This is a genomic window from Kitasatospora sp. CMC57 (assembly GCF_045866025.2).
In the GTDB taxonomy this organism is placed as follows: Bacteria; Actinomycetota; Actinomycetes; order Streptomycetales; family Streptomycetaceae; genus Kitasatospora.
In genome coordinates, this window is record NZ_AP035881.2 from 5,563,967 (window position 1) to 5,582,624 (window position 18,658).

Consider the following 18,658-nt stretch of genomic DNA (forward strand, 5'->3'; position numbering starts at 1 on the left):
CCAAGTGCCCGGTCTACAGCGTGCCGTCCTGCTGCGGGCGGCCGCCGCCGCTCTCGTGCTCGGTGCGACCCTGGGTGCGGAGGCGACGGTCGGTCCGGTGCTGGCCCAGCGAGGAGTGGAGCGGGCGGAGCGGGACGCGTACGTGTGCAGCCAGGCGGCCAGGGTGGATTCGGTGGTGCGGGCCGGACGTTCGCAGCACGACGGGCGGCCGCCGCTCAGCCGGCTGGCGGGCGCGGCCCGCTGCGAGCAGCGCTGACGCCGACTCAGGCGGACGGCCGGATCGGACATCTGTCCCTATTTGGTCACTCATTCGGCTTAACGCGCGAATGTGGAGTAACCACCCCTCGTCCCCTACGGTTCACCAGGAAGCGTGAGCGGCACCACGCCGGCGACGTACCGAGGGGGAGGACCCGATGGCCAGTCAGCAGACCGCCGCCGAACCGCGTCGCGGCTCGGCAGTGCGCCGCGCGGTCGACGGTGCGGAGGGGGAGTGGTTCGGGCTGGCGGCCCGGATCGGTCTGGCCGTGGTCTGGGCGTGGGCGGGGCTGGCCAAGGTGGCCGATCCGGCTGAGGCGGCGCAGGCCGTGCGGGCGTACGAGATCCTGCCGGAGTCCCTGGTCAAGCCGGTCGGTTACGCGCTGCCGTTTCTCGAACTGGCCCTGGCGCTGCTGCTGTTGGTCGGCCTCGGGACGCGGATCGTCGCGGTGATCTCCGCCTTGCTGCTGCTCACCTTCATCGGCGGCATCAGCTCCGCCTGGGCCCGTGGCATCTCGATCGACTGCGGCTGCTTCGGCGGCGGTGGCGCGGTCGACTCCTCGCAGACCGAGTACCTGCAGGAGATTGTGCGCGACAGCGGCTTCCTGCTGCTGGCCGCATGGCTGGTGTACCGGCCCAGGACCAGGCTCTCGGCCGATGCGTGGCTGAGCGCTTGACGGACCGACAGCCGCCACCGAACCCACCGGCCCCCACCTTGGACGTACCGAGCTATGAGTGAGAAGAACCGAGAAGGCAAGCGCACCGCCCGCGAGCGGATGCTGGAGGAGCGGGCCGCCGACGAGGCGCGTTCGAAGCGGAAGAAGAAGTTGATCGTCGGCGGGGTGGTGCTCGCGGTGATCGCGGTTGGTGTGACCACCGGTGTGGTGGTGCAGAACCAGCGCTCCAAGCCGGAGACCCCGGCGGCGGCTCCGGCCGGCACGATCGGCGAGAAGAACCTGGTGATCCCGGACGGCCCGGCCAACGCCCCCTCGGTGCTGACCGTGTACGAGGACCCGCGCTGCCCGGCCTGCGGCATCTTCGAGCGTGAATTCGCCACCACGGTCAACCAGTTGCAGAACCAGGGCAAGATCTACGGCAACTACCACATCGTCTCGTTCATCGACCGCTCGCTCGGCGGCAAGGGGTCCAAGTACGGCGCCAACGCCCTGGCCTGTGCGCAGGACGCGGGCAAGTTCCGCGAGTACCACGACGTGCTGTACAAGAACCAGCCGGAGGAGACGGCCGACACCTACGGCAACCGGAGCGCGCTGATCGACCTGTCCAAGCAGGTGCCCGGGCTGGACAGCCCGACCTTCGAGGGCTGCGTCAACGACGGCAAGTACGCGGGCTGGGTGTCCGCGGTGCAGCAGGACTTCGACAAGTCCAGCTACAAGTCGACGCCGACCGTGCTGCTCAACGGCACGCCGATCTACCCGAAGAACGGCGAGGAGCAGATCAGCCCGGAGAACCTGGTGAAGTGGGTGGACGCCGCCAACGCGGGCAAGCCGCTGGGGACCGTCACCGCCGCCTCCAAGGCACCCTGAGCGGCGACCGTTCGAAAGCTGTGACCCCGCGCGGTGCCGGAGTACCGGGCGGGGTCCGGTAGCGTCGACCCTGCCATGGATCTCGCATACATTCCGAGCCCGTCGCGGGGCGTCCTCCACCTGGGGCCCGTCCCGCTTCGCGCCTACGCCTTCTGCATCATCATCGGTGTCGTCGTGGCCGTCTGGCTCGGCAGCAGGCGGTGGGTCGCCCGGGGCGGTGCCAAGCACACCGTCGGCGACATCGCCGTCTGGGCGGTGCCGTTCGGCCTGGTCGGCGGCCGCCTCTACCACGTGATCACCGATCACCAGCTGTACTTCGGTGACGGCAAGAACCCGTGGAACGCCTTCAAGATCTGGGAGGGCGGCCTCGGCATCTGGGGCGCGATCGCGCTCGGCGCGGTCGGCGCCTGGATCGGCGCCCGCCGCCGGGGCGTCCCGCTGCCCGCCTACGCCGACGCGATCGCCCCGGGCATCGCGCTGGCCCAGGCCTGCGGCCGCTGGGGCAACTGGTTCAACCAGGAGCTGTACGGCCGGGCCACCGATCTGCCCTGGGGCCTGAAGATCCACAAGGTCGAGCCGGACGGTTCGCTGGTGGACGGGGTGTTCCACCCGACCTTCCTGTACGAGTCGCTCTGGTGCGTCGGGGTCGCGCTGCTGGTGATCTGGGCCGACAAGCGGTTCACCCTCGGCCACGGCCGCGCCTTCGCGATCTACGTCGCCGCCTACAGCGTGGGCCGCTTCTGGGTCGAGGACCTGCGGATCGACGAGGCGCACCACGTGCTCGGCCTGCGGCTGAACGAGTGGACCGCGCTCGTCACCTTCCTCGGCGCCATCGCCTACGTGGTGATCGTCGGGAAGAGGCGCCCCGGCCGGGAGGACCCGGACTCGATCGACCCGGCCGCGCACGTCGGCGAACTGACGGTGTCGGAGCCGGAGTCCGTCGCCACCGGCGAGGACCAGCCGGAGGCGTCGCCGACCGATCCGGCGCCGGGGAAACCGTCATGAGCTGCTGACTTCCGACCCTCGGCCGCCTCGCACCCTCCCGGTGCGGGCGGCCGAAGTGCTGTTCGGACAGCCTTACTTTGCTGGAAACAGTCGGTTCATCCGACTACCTTTCAAGGCGTCAGGAGATTTCGAGGCACGTCGTACCTGGGGGCCCACGCAGTGACCGCGACCATCGCCGAGCCGCTCGCCGAGGAGAACCCGATGCCTCGCATCCCGGTCGAGGGACACCACCGGGATGTCAACGGTGGCTGGCTCCGCCCGGCGGTGTTCGGCGCGATGGACGGGCTGGTCTCCAACTTCGCGCTGATGACCGGCGTGGTCGGCGGCGCGGTCTCCACCAGCACGGTGATCATCACCGGCCTGGCGGGGCTGGCCGCCGGTGCCTGCTCGATGGCGGCCGGCGAGTACACCTCCGTGGCCTCCCAGCGCGAGCTGGTCGAGGCGGAGATCGAGGTCGAGCGGCTGGAGCTGCGCCGCAACCCGCAGGGCGAGCTGGCCGAACTCTCCGAGCTGTACATATCCCGGGGGGTCGAACCCGAGCTGGCCCGCGAGGTGGCCAGGCAGCTCACCGCCGATCCGGAGCTGGCCCTGGAGGTGCACGCCCGCGAGGAGCTCGGCATCGACCCGCACGACCTGCCGTCGCCGATGGTGGCCGCGGTCTCCTCGTTCGGCTGCTTCGCGCTCGGCGCGTTGCTCCCGCTGCTGCCGTACCTGCTCGGTGCCACCTCACTGCTGCCCGCGCTGGTGCTGGCGCTGACCGGGCTGTTCCTGTGCGGTGCCGTGGTGGCCCGGGTGACCGCGCGCAGCTGGTGGTACAGCGGGCTGCGGCAGCTGCTGCTCGGTTCAGCGGCGGCCGGGGTGACGTACCTGCTCGGTGCGCTGATCGGCGGACAGGTCGGCTGACCGGGCACCGCATGACTATGACCTTGCCCACATGGATCACCGGGTAGACCCGTACGGATCCCGTCGAACCCGTGGCCGGGCCGCAGAATCTCATGCCCGGTCCGGCGATCGGAGAAGGATTCGCAGGGCGGTCCTTCTCAGGATGTGGACGGGGCATTACGCCCCTGTTTCGCTCCCCGCGCGAGGGGGCACACTGGTGGGAGCGTGCGGACGAGCGTTCGCCTCCCGCCAGCTCCGTTACTTGCCGGTAATAGCCCGTGACCTGGGCACCTTGTCCGCCATCTGGACGTGACATTCCACTTCTCGGGATGTCCGGCATCATGTAACCTGCACGAAATCGCAGAGGGCCAACGTCGTCCCTATTGCACAAGCACCTTGCCAGAGACGACGACGGGAGAGCCGATGCTGTCTGCATCCATGCACTCCGCCAACGAGCCCCAGCAGGCCGCAGCCCGGCCCTACGCGCTCGTTCCGGATGCGCGACCCACTGCTCAGGGCCTGTACGACCCGCGTAACGAGCACGACGCCTGCGGCGTCGGTTTCGTCGCCACGCTGACCGGCATCGCCGACCACACCATCGTTGACCAGGCCCTCACGGTGCTGCGCAACCTGGAGCACCGGGGTGCCACCGGCGCCGAGCCGGACTCCGGTGACGGCGCGGGCATCCTGACCCAGGTCCCGGACGCCTTCCTGCGCTCCAAGGTCTCCTTCGAACTCCCGTCGGCCGGCTCCTACGCCGTCGGCATCGCCTTCCTCCCAGACGAGGACGCGGCCGACGCCGCGGCCGTCGCGCAGATCGAGGCGATCGCCGCCGAGGAGGACCTCACCGTCCTGGGCTGGCGCGACGTGCCGGTCACCCCTGACCTGCTCGGTGCCACCGCCCGATCCGTCATGCCGCGCTTCCGCCAGGTCTTCGTGTCCGGCGGCGAGCTGTCCGGCATCGCGCTGGACCGGGTCGCCTTCGTGCTGCGCAAGCGTGCCGAGCGGGAGGCCGGGGTGTACTTCCCCTCGCTCTCCGCCCGCACCATCGTCTACAAGGGCATGCTGACCACCGGCCAGCTGGAGCCCTTCTTCCCCGACCTCTCGGACCGGCTGTACGCCTCCGCGATCGGTCTGGTGCACTCGCGCTTCTCCACCAACACCTTCCCGAGCTGGCCGCTCGCCCACCCGTACCGCTTCGTCGCGCACAACGGCGAGATCAACACGGTCAAGGGCAACCGGAACTGGATGACGGCGCGCGAGTCGCAGCTCGCCACCGACCTGATCCCGGGCGACCTCAGCCGGATCTTCCCGATCTGCACCCCGGACCACTCCGACTCGGCCTCCTTCGACGAGGTGCTGGAGCTGCTCCACCTGGGTGGCCGTTCGCTGCCGCACTCGGTGCTGATGATGATCCCGGAGGCGTGGGAGAACCACGCCACCATGGATCCGGCCCGCCGCGCGTTCTACCAGTACCACTCCAACCTGATGGAGCCCTGGGACGGCCCGGCCTGCGTGACCTTCACGGACGGCACCCAGATCGGTGCGGTGCTCGACCGCAACGGCCTGCGCCCGGCCCGCTACTGGGTCACCGAGGACGGTCTCGTGGTGCTCTCCTCCGAGGTCGGCGTGCTCGACATCGACCAGGAGAAGGTGGTCAAGAAGGGCCGCCTGCAGCCCGGCAAGGTCTTCCTGATCGACACCGCCGAGGGGCGGATCGTCGAGGACGAGGAGCTCAAGGCCCAGCTGGCCGGCGAGCACCCGTACGAGGAGTGGGTCGCGGCCGGTCAGATCGAGCTCGGCAAGCTGCCCGGGCGCGAGCACATCCACCACACCCACGCCTCGGTGACGCGTCGTCAGCAGACCTTCGGCTACACCGAGGAGGAGCTGCGGGTCATCCTGGCCCCGATGGCCAAGACCGGCGGTGAGGCGCTCGGTTCGATGGGCACCGACAGCCCGATCGCCGCGCTCTCCGAGAAGCCCCGGCTGCTCTTCGACTACTTCATCCAGCTGTTCGCGCAGGTCACCAACCCGCCGCTGGACGCCATCCGCGAGGAGCTGGTCACCTCGCTGCTCAGCAACCTCGGCCCGGAGGGCAACCTGCTCGCCGCCGAGGCGGCGCACTGCCGGTCGGTCGGCCTGAGCTTCCCGGTGATCGACAACGACGAGCTCGCCAAGCTGATCCACATCAACGCGGACGGCGACCAGCAGGGCCTCAAGGCCGTCACGCTGTCGGGCCTGTACAAGGTCTCCGGCGGCGGCGAGGCGCTGGCCGCCCGGCTGGCGGCGATCGCGGCCGAGGCGGACGCGGCGATCGCCGACGGCGCCCGGATCATCGTGCTGTCGGACCGTCACTCGGACGCCGAGCACGCGCCGATCCCGTCGCTGCTGCTCACCTCCGCCGTGCACCACCACCTGATCCGGACCAAGCAGCGCACCCAGATGTCGCTGATCGTCGAGGCCGGTGACGTCCGCGAGGTGCACCACGTCGCGCTGCTGATCGGCTACGGCGCCGGTGCGGTCAACCCGTACCTGGCGATGGAGTCGGTCGAGGACCTGGTCGAGCAGGGCACCTTCCTGACCGGGATCGAGGCCGAGAAGGCCATCAAGAACCTGATCAAGGCGCTCGGCAAGGGCGTGCTGAAGGTGATGTCCAAGATGGGCATCTCCACCGTGGCCTCGTACCGCGGCGCCCAGGTCTTCGAGTCGATCGGCCTCTCGCAGGAGCTGGTGGACACCTACTTCGCCGGCACCACCACCAAGCTCGGCGGCATCGGCCTGGCCGAGATCGCCAAGGAGGTGGCCGCGCGCCACGCCAAGGCGTACCCGGCCTCCGGCATCTCCGCCGCGCACCGCGCGCTGGACATCGGCGGCGAGTACCAGTGGCGCCGCGAGGGCGAGCCGCACCTGTTCGACCCGGACACGGTGTTCCGCCTGCAGCACTCCACCCGGTCGCGCCGCTACGACATCTTCAAGCAGTACACCGGGCGGGTGAACGAGCAGTCCGAGCGGCTGATGACGCTGCGCGGTCTGTTCAAGCTCGACGGCAAGGGCCGGGCGCCGATCTCGATCGACGAGGTCGAGCCGGTCTCCGAGATCGTCAAGCGCTTCTCCACCGGCGCCATGTCGTACGGCTCCATCTCGATGGAGGCGCACGAGACGCTGGCCATCGCGATGAACCAGCTCGGCGGCAAGTCCAACACCGGTGAGGGCGGCGAGGACCCGGAGCGCCTGTACGACCCGGCGCGCCGCTCGGCGATCAAGCAGGTCGCCTCCGGCCGGTTCGGCGTCACCTCCGAGTACCTGGTGAACGCGGACGACATCCAGATCAAGATGGCGCAGGGCGCCAAGCCCGGCGAGGGCGGTCAGCTGCCCGGCCACAAGGTCTACCCGTGGGTCGCCAGGACCAGGCACTCCACCCCGGGTGTCGGCCTGATCTCGCCGCCGCCGCACCACGACATCTACTCCATCGAGGACCTGGCACAGCTGATCCACGACCTCAAGAACGCCAACCCGGCGGCCCGCATCCACGTGAAGCTGGTCTCCGAGGTCGGCGTGGGTACGGTCGCGGCCGGCGTCTCCAAGGCGCACGCGGACGTGGTGCTGGTCTCCGGCCACGACGGCGGTACCGGCGCCTCCCCGCTCACCTCGCTCAAGCACGCGGGCGGTCCCTGGGAGCTCGGCCTCGCCGAGACCCAGCAGACCCTGCTGCTGAACGGTCTGCGCGACCGGATCGTGGTCCAGACCGACGGTCAGCTCAAGACCGGCCGTGACGTGGTCATCGCCGCCCTGCTGGGCGCCGAGGAGTTCGGCTTCGCGACGGCGCCGCTGGTGGTCTCCGGCTGCATCATGATGCGGGTCTGCCACCTGGACACCTGCCCGGTCGGCGTCGCCACCCAGAACCCGGTGCTGCGCGAGCGCTTCTCCGGCAAGCCCGAGTTCGTCGTGAACTTCTTCGAGTTCATCGCGGAGGAGGTCAGGGAGATCCTGGCCGAGCTGGGCTTCCGCACCATCGAGGAGGCGGTCGGCCACGCCGAGCTGATCGACGCCGCCGACGCGATCACGCACTGGAAGGCGGCCGGTCTCGACCTGGCTCCGCTGTTCCACGTGCCGGAGCTGCCCGAGGGCGCCGCGCTGCACAACACCACCACCCAGGACCACGCGCTGGACAAGGCGCTCGACAACCAGCTGATCGAGCTGGCCGAGGACGCTCTGGAGCGCGGCGACGCGGTCCGGATCCAGCTCCCGATCCGCAACGTCAACCGGACGGTCGGCACCATGCTCGGCCACGAGGTGACGAAGCGCTACCGGGGCGAGGGCCTGCCCGAGGGCACCATCGACATCACGTTCAACGGTTCGGCCGGCCAGTCGTTCGGCGCCTTCGTGCCGAAGGGCGTCACGCTGCGGCTGGAGGGCGACGCCAACGACTACGTCGGCAAGGGCCTCTCCGGCGGCGTGCTGATCGTCCGCCCGGCGCGCGACGCGGCCGCCATCGGTGCCGACGCGCAGAACCACGTGATCGCGGGCAACACCATCGGGTACGGCGCCACCTCGGGCCGGATCCACCTGCGGGGCAAGGCCGGCGAGCGTTTCGCCGTCCGTAACTCCGGTGCCACCCTGGTCGTGGAGGGCGTTGGCGACCACGGCCTGGAGTACATGACCGGCGGACGGGTCGTCGTTCTGGGTGAGACCGGACGTAACCTGGCAGCGGGCATGTCCGGCGGTATCGCGTACGTCCTGGACCTGCGCCCGGCGAACGTGAACGACGGCATGGTGGGCATCGAGGCCCCGACCAACGCCGACCGCGACTGGCTGCGCGAGACCGTGCAGCAGCACTACGAGGAGACCGGCTCCACCGTGGCCGCCGAGCTCCTGGCTGACTGGGCCGGCGGGGTCTCCCGCTTCTCCAAGATCATGCCGACCGACTACAAGGCTGTGCTCGCCGCCAAGGACGCCGCTGAGCGCGATGGCCTCTCCGAGGCCGAGACCACTCGCAAGATGATGGAGGCGGCACATGGCTGACCCCAAGGGCTTCCTGACCACGCCCAAGCAGCTCGCGGAGCGCCGTCCGGTGGACGTCCGCCTGCGTGACTGGAACGAGGTCTACGTCGAGCGCAGCCTGCTGCCGATCATCACCAAGCAGGCCGGCCGCTGCATGGACTGCGGCATCCCGTTCTGCCACAACGGCTGCCCGCTCGGGAACCTCATCCCCGAGTGGAACGACCTCGCCTTCCGGGACGACTGGACCGGCGCGATCGAGCGGCTGCACGCGACCAACAACTTCCCGGAGTTCACCGGGCGGCTGTGCCCGGCTCCCTGCGAGTCGGCGTGCGTGCTGGGCATCAACCAGGACGCGGTGACCATCAAGAACGTCGAGGTCACCATCATCGACAAGGCGTGGGACAACGGCGGGGTCACCCCGCAGATCCCCGAGCGCCTGTCCGGCAAGACCGTCGCGGTCGTGGGCTCCGGCCCGGCCGGTCTCGCGGTGGCCCAGCAGCTCACCCGGGCCGGGCACACCGTGGTGGTGTACGAGCGCGCGGACCGGATCGGCGGCCTGCTCCGCTACGGCATCCCCGAGTTCAAGATGGAGAAGCGCCACATCAACCGCCGCATCGAGCAGATGCGCGCGGAGGGCACCCGGTTCCGTACCGGGGTCAGTGTCGGCGAGGACATCACCGGACAGCAGCTGCGCGAGCGCTTCGACGCCGTCGTGCTCGCCGCCGGTGCGACCACCGCGCGCGACCTCCCGGTCCCCGGGCGGGAGCTCAAGGGCATCCACCAGGCGATGGAGTACCTGCCGCTGGCCAACAAGGTGCAGGAGGGCGACTTCGTCGAGCCGCCCATCAGCGCCAAGGGCAAGCACGTGGTGGTGATCGGCGGCGGTGACACCGGCGCCGACTGCCTCGGCACCGCGCTCCGGCAGGGGGCCGCCTCGGTCACCCAGCTGGAGATCATGCCGCGCCCGGGCGACGAGCGCCCGGGGCACCAGCCCTGGCCGACGATGCCGATGACGTACAAGGTCACCTCCGCGCACGAGGAGGGTGGCGAGCGGGTCTACGCCGTGAACACCACCCACTTCACCGGCGACGAGGACGGCAACGTGGCCGAACTCCACCTGGTGGAGGTCGAGTTCAAGAACGGCAAGTTCGAGCCGGTCGCCGGCACCGAGCGGGCCATCCCGGCCCAGCTGGTCACCCTGGCGATGGGCTTCACCGGAACCGACGTGAAGAACGGCCTGGTCGAGCAGCTCGGTGTCGAGCTGGACGCCCGGGGCAACGTCGACCGGGACGGCCAGTTCGCCACCAACGTGGACGGTGTGTACGTCTGCGGTGACGCCGGCCGTGGCCAGTCGCTGATCGTCTGGGCCATCGCGGAGGGCCGTTCGGCCGCCGCCGCGGTGGACAAGTACCTGGGTGGCAAGACCGCGCTGCCCGCCCCGATCCGCCCCACCGACCGCCCTCTGGTGGTCTGACCGACCCTCACCTGAAACCGCCGGACGCGCGTTGTCCGGCCGCACCAACCGCTTGCCCGTCAGAGCCGCCGGGCTCATGCGGTACCCACGGCACCTGCCCCCTCCCCGACCAAGTGGGGGGCAGGTGCCGTTCCGCGTTTTCCGGGCCGGGCGGAAACTGGGGGTTAGCTGTGCGTGCGCACCGACCTGACAGCAACTACCGTACGGTTCCCGGGTTTCGGCACGACCTGTCAGACCAGCCGCGCGACAGTTTCCGGTCCGGGCCGGTCAAGTTAGTTGACTGTTGAATATCAGGTCACCTTCGGCTCTCATAGTCACCAGTGGTGATCGGGCCGGGCACGAAGTCGACGGCCCTTCGGCGCCACTTCCTTCGGTGCCCCCACGCCGACCCACACCTCTCTTTCGTACCGCCCACGGACCATCCCGTCAACGGGCGGGTCCGGCGTACCCGAAAAATGTCGATGCGGCTCCGGCCAGGCTCGGCCGGCGCCAGAGGAAGGATCAACCGTGGCTCAAGTGACGGCAGTTGAGGCCCAGCAGTGGCTGGTCGAGAAGATCGCCCACCGGCTCGGGGTGGACCCCGGGGCGGTCTCGCCCGAGCAGTACTTCGACGAGCTGGATCTGGACTCCACCGAGGCGCTGATCCTGGCCGGCGAGATGGAGAACTGGCTCGGCTTCGAACTCGGCACCACCACGCTCTGGTACCACCCCACCATCAAGGACCTGGCGGCCCACATCGCCGAGGAGAGCGGTCAGCGTGCCACCGCGTAGACCCGGGCCGGTCGCGGCCCTCCCGCTACGCCGCCCCTCCGGGGGCGGTCCGACCGTCCACCTGGTCCACCCCGGGGCGCTCGCCCCGCAGGTGTACCGGACGCTCGCCGAGGCCCTTCCCGAGGGTGTCGGGCTGACCGTGCTCGACCTCTCGGCCGTTCCCGAGTACGGCGAGGCGGCGCTCACCGGAGGTCGGGCGGAGACCACCGTCGAGGCGCTCGCCGACTGGGCAGCCGACCTGACGGAGCGTCAATCCACTTTCGTGGGATGGTCGTTCGGCGGAGTTGTCGCACAGTCGATGGTCGAGCGGCTGCCCGTCGACCGGCGACCGGAACGGCTGGTGCTGCTGGACAGCATCGCGCCCACCGAGGAGTACCAGCAGCCCGACGAAGCTCTCGAACCCTCGTTGCTGCTCAGCTGGTTCGCGATGTACCTGGGCGCCAAGCGCGGACGTCCGGTGCCGGTCGACCCGGCGGCGCTGGTCGACCGGGGTGTCGACGACGGTCTCCCGCTCGTACTGGACGCCGCCACCGCGAGTGGGGCGCTGCTGCCGGACACCCCGCTCCCCGGCCTCCGCAAGCTCTACGACACGTACGTCGACGGGCTGTTGCGCAACAACCGGCTCACCGCGCCGTACCGGCCGAAGCCGTCGAGTGTTCCGCTGGTCCTGGTGAAGGCCGAACGCAGCCTGATCCCCGAGGACCCCACGCTCGGCTGGCACTCGCTCGCCCCGCACGGGCTCAGCCTGGCGGTGGCCCCCGGCGACCACTACACGATGCTCACCCGACCGGACGCGGCCCAGGCCATCGCCCGTCTGGTCACCCCCGCCTAGGACCGCGTGGTCAACCGGCCCGGCCCACGCCCCCGTTGGTCCAGAGCCGTTGTGACCCGGCCATACCGAGACCAAGAGAGCCCGCCGTGAACTCTTCGCAGCCAGCGCACTCCTCGAACAACTCGCCCACCCGAGACCACAGATCGAACGAACGCGAGCTGGACCGCCGGCTCGCCCGCGACCCGATCGCCATCGTCGGCCTCTCCGCCCTCTACCCCAAGTCCCGTGATCTGCGGGAGTTCTGGGGCAACGTGGTGGCGGCGGCGGACTGCATCGAGGACGTCCCGTCGACCCACTGGGACCTCGACGAGCACTACGACCCCGACCCCGGCGCCCCCGACAAGACGTACTCCCGGCACGGCGGATTCATCCCCACGGTGGACTTCAACCCGATGGAGTTCGGCCTGCCGCCGACCACCCTGGAGGTCACCGACGTCCTCCAGCTGCTGAGCCTGGTGGTCGCCCGCGACCTGCTCAAGCACGCCGGGGCCGAACAGCCCTGGTACGACGCCTCGCGCACCGGCGTGGTGCTCGGCATCACCGGTGCCAACCAGCTCACCCAGCCGCTCTCGGCCCGGCTGCAGACGCCGGTGCTCAAGGAGGTGGCGCGCAGCGTGGGCCTCTCCGAGCGGGACGCCGAGGAGATCGCCGAGAAGTTCAAGCTGGCCTTCGCGCCCTGGGAGGAGAACTCCTTCCCCGGCATGCTGGGCAACGTGGTGGCCGGGCGGATCGCCAACCGGCTCGACCTCGGTGGCACCAACATGACCATCGACGCCGCCTGCGCCAGCTCGCTCGCCGCCGTGAAGACCGCCGTCAGCGAACTGCTGGAGGGGCGCGCCGACACCATGCTGGCGGGCGGCTGCGACGCCGAGAACACCATCTTCATGTACCTGTGCTTTGCCAAGACGCCCGCGTTCTCCAAGGCGGGCCGGATCCGGCCGTTCGACAAGGATGCCGACGGAACGCTGATCGGCGAGGGCATCGGTATGCTGGCGCTGCGCCGGCTCGCCGACGCCGAGCGGGACGGCAACGAGATCTACGCCGTGATCCGGGGCATCGGCTCCTCCAGCGACGGCCGGTTCAAGTCGATCTACGCCCCGCGCAAGGAGGGCCAGATCGTCGCCCTGGAGCGGGCCTACCAGGATGCCGACTGCTCACCCGAGAGCGTCGAGCTGTTCGAGGCGCACGGCACCGGCACGGCGGTCGGCGACGCGACCGAACTGTCCGCGCTGGCCGCCGTGGTCTCGGGGGCCACCCAGGCGAAGCAGTACGCCGCCGTCGGCAGCGTCAAGTCGCAGATCGGGCACACCAAGGCGGCGGCCGGCGCGGCCGGGCTGATCAAGCTCTCGATGGCGCTGCACCACAAGCTGCTGCCGCCGACCATCAACGTGGACGAGCCGAACCCGGCGATCGACTTCGCCAACAGCCCGTTCTACGTCAACACGGAGAGCCGTCCGTGGATCCGTGACCCCGAGCGCGAGCACCGGCGGGCCGCGATCTCCTCGTTCGGCTTCGGCGGCACCAACTTCCACTTCGTGCTGGAGGAGTACGGCAACGGCGACGACCTCAAGGTGGTCTTCCCGGTCGCCAGGGTGCACCAGTGGCACGCCCCGACCGTGGCGGCCCTGGCCGGTGCGCTGGCCGGCCCGGCGTCGACCGTCCCGGCCCCCGCCGACCACCCCCGGGTGGCGCTGGTGGCCAGAAACGACGCCGAACTGGCCGAGCTGACCGCGCTGGCCGCCGCCGAGCTGACCGCCAAGCCGGACGCCTCGGACTGGGCCCACCCCAAGGGCGTGTACTTCCGCCGCTGCGCCGGTGAGACCGGCAAGGTGGGTGCGCTCTTCGCCGGTCAGGGCAGCCAGTACGTCAACCCGGGCCACCGGGCCGTGCTCGCCGTACCGCCGCTGCGGGCCGCCTTCGACGCCGCCAACCGGCGCTTCGCGGGCACCGAGCCGCTGTCAAGGGTGGCCTTCCCGGCGCCCGCCTTCGATCCGGCGGCCAAGGCCGGGCAGGAGGACGCGCTGCGCCGGACCGAGTACGCGCAGCCCGCGATCGGCGCGCTGGCGGCCGGTCAGTTCCGCTACCTGAGCGAGCTGGGGTTTACGGCCGACGGCCACCTCGGCCACAGCTTCGGCGAGTTGACAGCACTCTGGGCCTCGGGTGCGCTGGACGACGACGCCTTCTTCGAGCTGGCCAGGGCCCGGGGTGCGGCGATGGCGCCGCCCGCCGGGGCCGGGTTCGACCCGGGTGCGATGGCCGCGCTCAGTGCCACCGACCAGCAGGTCAACCAACTGCTCGGCAGCTTCGACGGGTTGACGGTCTGCAACCGCAACGCGGCCGACCAGATCGTGGTGGGCGGCGCCACCGAGCAGGTCGAGCGGCTGGTCGCGGCTGCCAAGGCGGCCGGGGTGCGGGCCAGCCGGCTGCCGGTCTCGGCAGCCTTCCACACGCCCTACGTGGCGCACGCGGTCGAGGCGTTCCGGGAGAGCGTCGAGCGGGTCGAGATCCGCGAGCCACACGGGCCGGTGTACGCCAACACTCCCGGGGCGTCGTACGGCGCCGACCAGGCCGCCAACCGGCAAGTGCTGGTTGAGCAGTTGGTGAACCCGGTGCACTTCGCCGACCGGGTGGAGGAGATGTACGCGGGCGGGTTCCGCACCTTCGTGGAGTTCGGGCCCAAGGGCGTGCTCACCCAGCTGGTCCGCCGCATCCTGGGGGACCGGCCGCACGTCGCGGTCCAGCTCGACCCCGGGCCCGGCGCTGACGCCGACCTCGCGCTGAAGCGGGCGGTGGCCCAACTGGCCGTCCTGGGGCTGCCGTTGTCGGTGGCCGACCGGTACGTCCTGGTGCCGGAGCCGGTGGCGCCGGTGAAGGGCATGACCGTCCCGCTGAACGGCATCAACCACGTCCCCGAGCACCGGCGGGCCGCGTACCGGGAGGCGATCGACAACGGCTACCGGGTCACGCTGCCGACCGTCGAGGTCCCGGTCGAGGTCCAGGTCCAGGTGCCGGTGAACGTGCCGGCCGTGATGCCGGTCGAAGTACCCGCTTCCGCTCCCGTTCCGGCCCCCGTGGCCGCCGTCGTCCAGGAGACCGAACCCGTGGACCATGATCGTCAGCCCGACCGGTTGTCCGAGTTGATCACCGATCACCTCGCCCTGCACGACGACTACCTGAACGGGCAGATGCAGAGCGCCGAGCGGCTCGCCGGACTGCTGGAGAACGCCGCCGACCAGGGCCGCCTGCCGGAGATCCTGAGCGGCGTCACGGCGGTCAAGGAGCACGGCCTCGCGATCGGCAGGACGCACCTGCGGGCGAACGAGATCCTCCGGGACCTGGCTGCGCTGGAGTTGGGCGGGGGGACTGCTGCCGCTGCCGGCCCGGCGCCGGTTGCGGTGCCGGCTCCTGTCGCGGTGGCGCGGGTGGCGGTAGCTCCCGTTGCGGTGGCTCCTGCGCCGGTGGCGGTTGCTGCGCTGCCACCGGCTCCGAAGGTGGTTCCGCCCCCGCCCCCGACCCCGACCCCAGCTTCCGTTCCGGCGCCTGTTCCGGTGGTAGTTGCCGCTGGTCCGTCGTCGGAGGAGGTGGCTGCCGCGCTGTTGGCGGTGGTGTCGGCGAAGACGGGTTATCCGGCGGAGATGCTGGAGCTCGGCATGGATGTGGAGGCGGATCTGGGGATCGACTCGATCAAGCGGGTCGAGATCCTGGGTGTGCTGTCGGAACAGTTCCCGAGTGATGTGCACGTGGGCCCGGAGCAGCTCGGTGAGCTGCGGACGCTGGGCCAGATCGTGGACTTCATGTCGGCCAGTGCGGCTTCGGCTCCTGTTCCGGTGGTGGTTGCCGCTGGTCCGTCGTCGGGCGAGGTGGCTGCCGCGCTGTTGGCGGTGGTGTCGGCGAAGACGGGTTATCCGGCGGAGATGCTGGAGCTCGGCATGGATGTGGAGGCGGATCTGGGGATCGACTCGATCAAGCGGGTCGAGATCCTGGGTGTGCTGTCGGAACAGTTCCCGAGTGATGTGCACGTGGGCCCGGAGCAGCTCGGTGAGCTGCGGACGCTGGGCCAGATCGTGGACTTCATGTCCGGTGCAGCGGCTACGGCCACCCCGGTTACCGCCACTCCGGTCCAGGCCGGTCCGACGGCGGGTGACGTCGCGTCGGCTCTGCTCGCCGTGGTCGCCGCCAAGACCGGCTACCCGGCTGAGATGCTGGACCTCGGCATGGACGTCGAGGCGGATCTGGGCATCGACTCGATCAAGCGGGTCGAGATCCTGGGTGTGCTGTCGGAACAGTTCCCGAGTGATGTGCACGTGGGCCCGGAGCAGCTCGGTGAGCTGCGGACGCTGGGCCAGATCGTGGACTTCATGTCCGGTACCCCGGCCACTCCCGCACCGCGGCCCGAGCCGGTGGCGGCCCCCGCCCCCGCCGCCGTCCCTGCCGCCGCTTCCGCCCCTGCCGCCGCCCCGGTGGTCGCCGGTCGGCTCGGCCGGACCCAGGCGACACTGGTCGAACTCCCGCTGCCGGACCGCCTGGTGGCCTCGTACCCGTCGGGTGCCGCCGCGCTGCTGGTGGACGACGGCGGTGAGCTCACCCCCGAGCTGGCCGCGCGGCTGACAGCCACCGGCTGGCAGGTCCAGCTGCTCCGCCTGCCCGGGGTGACCCGGCAGCTGCCGGGGGTGCGTGACTTCGCGCTCTCCGGCTGGGGCGTCACTGAACTGGCCGAGAAGATCGAGCAGTTGGAGCCTGTCAGCCTGGCGGTCACCTTCTCCGCCCGGCCGGACAGCGACTGGGCCGACGGCGTCCGCCGGCTCTCCCACGCGCTGCTCACCGCCAAGCACCTGGTCGAGCCGCTGACCCGGGCCGCAGCCACCGGCCGCGCGGGCTTCGTGACGGTGACCCGGCTGGACGGCGGCTTCGGCCTGCACGGTGTCGAGGAGGGGCTCGCGCCCTCCGGCGGCTTCGGCGGCCTGGTGAAGACCCTCGCGGTCGAGGCGCCCGAACTGTTCTGCCGCGCGGTCGACCTGGCGCCCGGGCTCTCCGCCGCCACCGCCGTCGCGCTGCTGCTGGACGAGCTCTGGGACGCCGCCACCGAACCGGTCCAGGTCGGTCACGACGGCACCCGCCGGGTGGCGCTCGGTCTGACCGAGCAGGCCCCCGCCACGGTCTCCGGCGAGGTCGCCCCGCTGACCTCCGAGGACCTGATCGTGGTCACCGGCGGCGCCCGGGGCATCACCGCCCGCTGCGTGGTCGACCTGGCCACCGCCCACCGCCCCGGTTTCCTGCTGCTGGGCCGTACCGCGCTCGGTGACGAGCCCGCCTGGGCCCACGGAGTCAGCGGGACCGCCGAGTTGAAGGCCGCCGCCGTCGAGCACCTGAAGGCGGCGGGGGAGAAGCCGACCCCGAAGCGGGTCGAGCAGCTCTTCCGCTCGGTGGTCGGCGAGCGGGAGATCCGCCGGACGCTGGCCGAGGTCGCGGCGGCGGGCAGCCGGGTCGAGTACCTGGCCGTGGACATCACCGACGCCGCCGCGACGGCCGCCGTGCTGGCGCCGTACGCGGGACGGGTGACCGGCTTCGTGCACGGTGCCGGCGTGCTGGCCGATCAGCTGATCAGCGCCAAGAAGGCCTCCGAGATCGAGCGGGTCTTCGCGCCGAAGCTGAGCGGGCTCCGCTCGGTGCTGGACGCGCTGCCCGCCGACGGGCTGCGGCACGTGCTGCTGTTCACCTCGGTGGCCGGGTTCTTCGGCAACCGGGGCCAGTCCGACTACGCGATGGCCAACGAGGTGCTCAACGCCTGGGCGGCCGGCTGGAAGCGCAAGCACCCGCAGGCCCGGGTCACCGCGCTGAACTGGGGCGCCTGGGACAGTGGGATGGTCTCGCCGCAGATCAAGGCGGTGTTCCAGGAGCGCGGCATCACGCTGATCCCGGAGTCCGTCGGAACCGCCCTGTTCACCGGGCAGTTCGCCCCGGAGCGCGGCGGCGACGTGGTGACGGTGCTCGGCCCGACCACCCCGCTCTCGGTGCGGGAGAGCGCGGTTCCGGCCGCGACCGTGCTGGAGCGCAGGCTCGATGTCCTGGCGGCCGAGCCGATCGTCGCCGACCACGTGATCGGCGGGGTGCCGGTGCTCCCCGCCGCGCTTGCCCTGGGCTGGGCGATCGGTGCGGTCGAACGGCTCAGCGGAGGGACGGTCCGTCAGGTCCGCGACTTCGCGGTCCACAAGGGTGTGCTGTTCGACGGTGGTGAGCAGGGCAGCTTCCAGCTCAGCGCCGCCCCGGCCGGGGACGGTGCCACCACCGAGGTGACGATCCGTTCGGTCGCCGCCGACGGCACCGTCCGACCGCACTACGCGGCCGGGGTGGTGCTCGGCGCCGACCCGGCGACCGAGACCACCCGGCCGAGCGTGGCCGGACTCCCGGCGCCCGGCCAGGGCCGGGACGCGAGCGGGTTCTACACCGACGGGACGCTGTTCCACGGCGAGTCGCTGCGCGGTCTGCGGCGGGTGCTCGCGGAGCAGGAGTCGCGGCTGGTGTTGGAGGCCGCGCTGCCCGAACACCGGCCCGGCAACGGGGCGTTCGGCGGCCAGCTGTACGGCCCTGGTACGGCGGACCTGCTGCTCCAGGCGGGTCTGGTCTGGATGAAGCTGTACCGCTCCACGGCGAGCCTGCCGCTCTCGGTGGCCCGCGCCGAGTTCCACCAGGAGCTGCCCGACGGCGAGCCCTTCCTGATCGTGGTCGAGCCGGTCTCCAGCAACGGCACCACGGCCAGCCTCACCGTCACCGCCTGCGCCCCCGGCGGCCGGGTGCTGGCCCGCCTGGGCGGGGTGAGCCTGGTCTCCACGCCGCAGCTGGCCGCCAAGTTCGTCGCCGGCTGACCGAGACCCTGCCCGGTCCCCGGCCGGTCAC

Annotated in this window: 10 protein-coding genes; all 10 read left to right on the forward strand. The window is 71.0% G+C overall.

Features of this window, described 5'->3' with window-relative positions:
- Window positions 1–4: 4 nt before the first annotated feature.
- Entirely contained in the window at window positions 5–256 is a 252-nt protein-coding gene (locus ACKUU6_RS24915) for a hypothetical protein (protein ID WP_407990791.1), read from the forward strand.
- Window positions 257–413: 157 nt separating this feature from the next.
- Complete coding sequence (locus ACKUU6_RS24920; RefSeq protein ID WP_407990792.1) at window positions 414–932, forward strand: MauE/DoxX family redox-associated membrane protein; 519 nt, start codon at window positions 414–416, stop codon at window positions 930–932.
- Between the two features lie 54 nt (window positions 933–986).
- The gene (locus tag ACKUU6_RS24925; protein WP_407990793.1) at window positions 987–1,799 is read left to right on the forward strand and encodes a DsbA family protein; all 813 of its coding nucleotides are present in this window, start codon (window positions 987–989) and stop codon (window positions 1,797–1,799) included.
- 75 nt (window positions 1,800–1,874) lie between these two features.
- Window positions 1,875–2,804: a prolipoprotein diacylglyceryl transferase gene (lgt, locus tag ACKUU6_RS24930; RefSeq protein WP_407990794.1), complete on the forward strand. Its 930-nt coding sequence runs from the start codon at window positions 1,875–1,877 to the stop codon at window positions 2,802–2,804.
- A gap of 201 nt (window positions 2,805–3,005) precedes the next feature.
- A complete protein-coding gene (locus tag ACKUU6_RS24935) occupies window positions 3,006–3,707 on the forward strand; it encodes a VIT1/CCC1 transporter family protein (RefSeq protein ID WP_407992229.1) in 702 nt (233 codons plus the stop codon).
- Window positions 3,708–4,124: 417 nt separating this feature from the next.
- Complete coding sequence (gene gltB / locus ACKUU6_RS24940; protein WP_407992230.1) at window positions 4,125–8,708, forward strand: glutamate synthase large subunit; 4,584 nt, start codon at window positions 4,125–4,127, stop codon at window positions 8,706–8,708.
- Window positions 8,701–10,161 carry a glutamate synthase subunit beta gene (locus ACKUU6_RS24945; protein WP_407990795.1) on the forward strand — a complete coding sequence of 487 codons (1,461 nt, stop codon included), beginning with the start codon at window positions 8,701–8,703 and terminating at the stop codon, window positions 10,159–10,161. The genes gltB and ACKUU6_RS24945 overlap by 8 nt, the downstream gene beginning before the upstream one ends.
- Before the next feature lie 516 nt (window positions 10,162–10,677).
- A complete protein-coding gene (locus ACKUU6_RS24950) occupies window positions 10,678–10,932 on the forward strand; it encodes an acyl carrier protein (protein ID WP_407990796.1) in 255 nt (84 codons plus the stop codon).
- Entirely contained in the window at window positions 10,919–11,764 is an 846-nt protein-coding gene (locus ACKUU6_RS24955) for an alpha/beta fold hydrolase (RefSeq protein WP_407990797.1), read from the forward strand. Before ACKUU6_RS24950 ends, ACKUU6_RS24955 begins: the two co-directional genes overlap by 14 nt.
- An 86-nt stretch (window positions 11,765–11,850) precedes the next feature.
- Window positions 11,851–18,627 carry an SDR family NAD(P)-dependent oxidoreductase gene (locus tag ACKUU6_RS24960; protein ID WP_407990798.1) on the forward strand — a complete coding sequence of 2,259 codons (6,777 nt, stop codon included), beginning with the start codon at window positions 11,851–11,853 and terminating at the stop codon, window positions 18,625–18,627.
- The last annotated feature ends 31 nt before the right edge of the window (window positions 18,628–18,658 follow it).

What these genes read in the sequence shown, in the direction of transcription:
- lgt (WP_407990794.1), top strand. Translation starts at nt 1,875, where the DNA reads ATGGATCTCGCATACATTCCGAGCCCGTCGCGGGGCGTCCTCCACCTG.
- ACKUU6_RS24935 (WP_407992229.1), top strand. Translation starts at nt 3,006, where the DNA reads ATGCCTCGCATCCCGGTCGAGGGACACCACCGGGATGTCAACGGTGGC.
- ACKUU6_RS24920 (WP_407990792.1), top strand. Translation starts at nt 414, where the DNA reads ATGGCCAGTCAGCAGACCGCCGCCGAACCGCGTCGCGGCTCGGCAGTG.
- ACKUU6_RS24945 (WP_407990795.1), top strand. Translation starts at nt 8,701, where the DNA reads ATGGCTGACCCCAAGGGCTTCCTGACCACGCCCAAGCAGCTCGCGGAG.
- ACKUU6_RS24925 (WP_407990793.1), top strand. Translation starts at nt 987, where the DNA reads ATGAGTGAGAAGAACCGAGAAGGCAAGCGCACCGCCCGCGAGCGGATG.
- gltB (WP_407992230.1), top strand. Translation starts at nt 4,125, where the DNA reads ATGCACTCCGCCAACGAGCCCCAGCAGGCCGCAGCCCGGCCCTACGCG.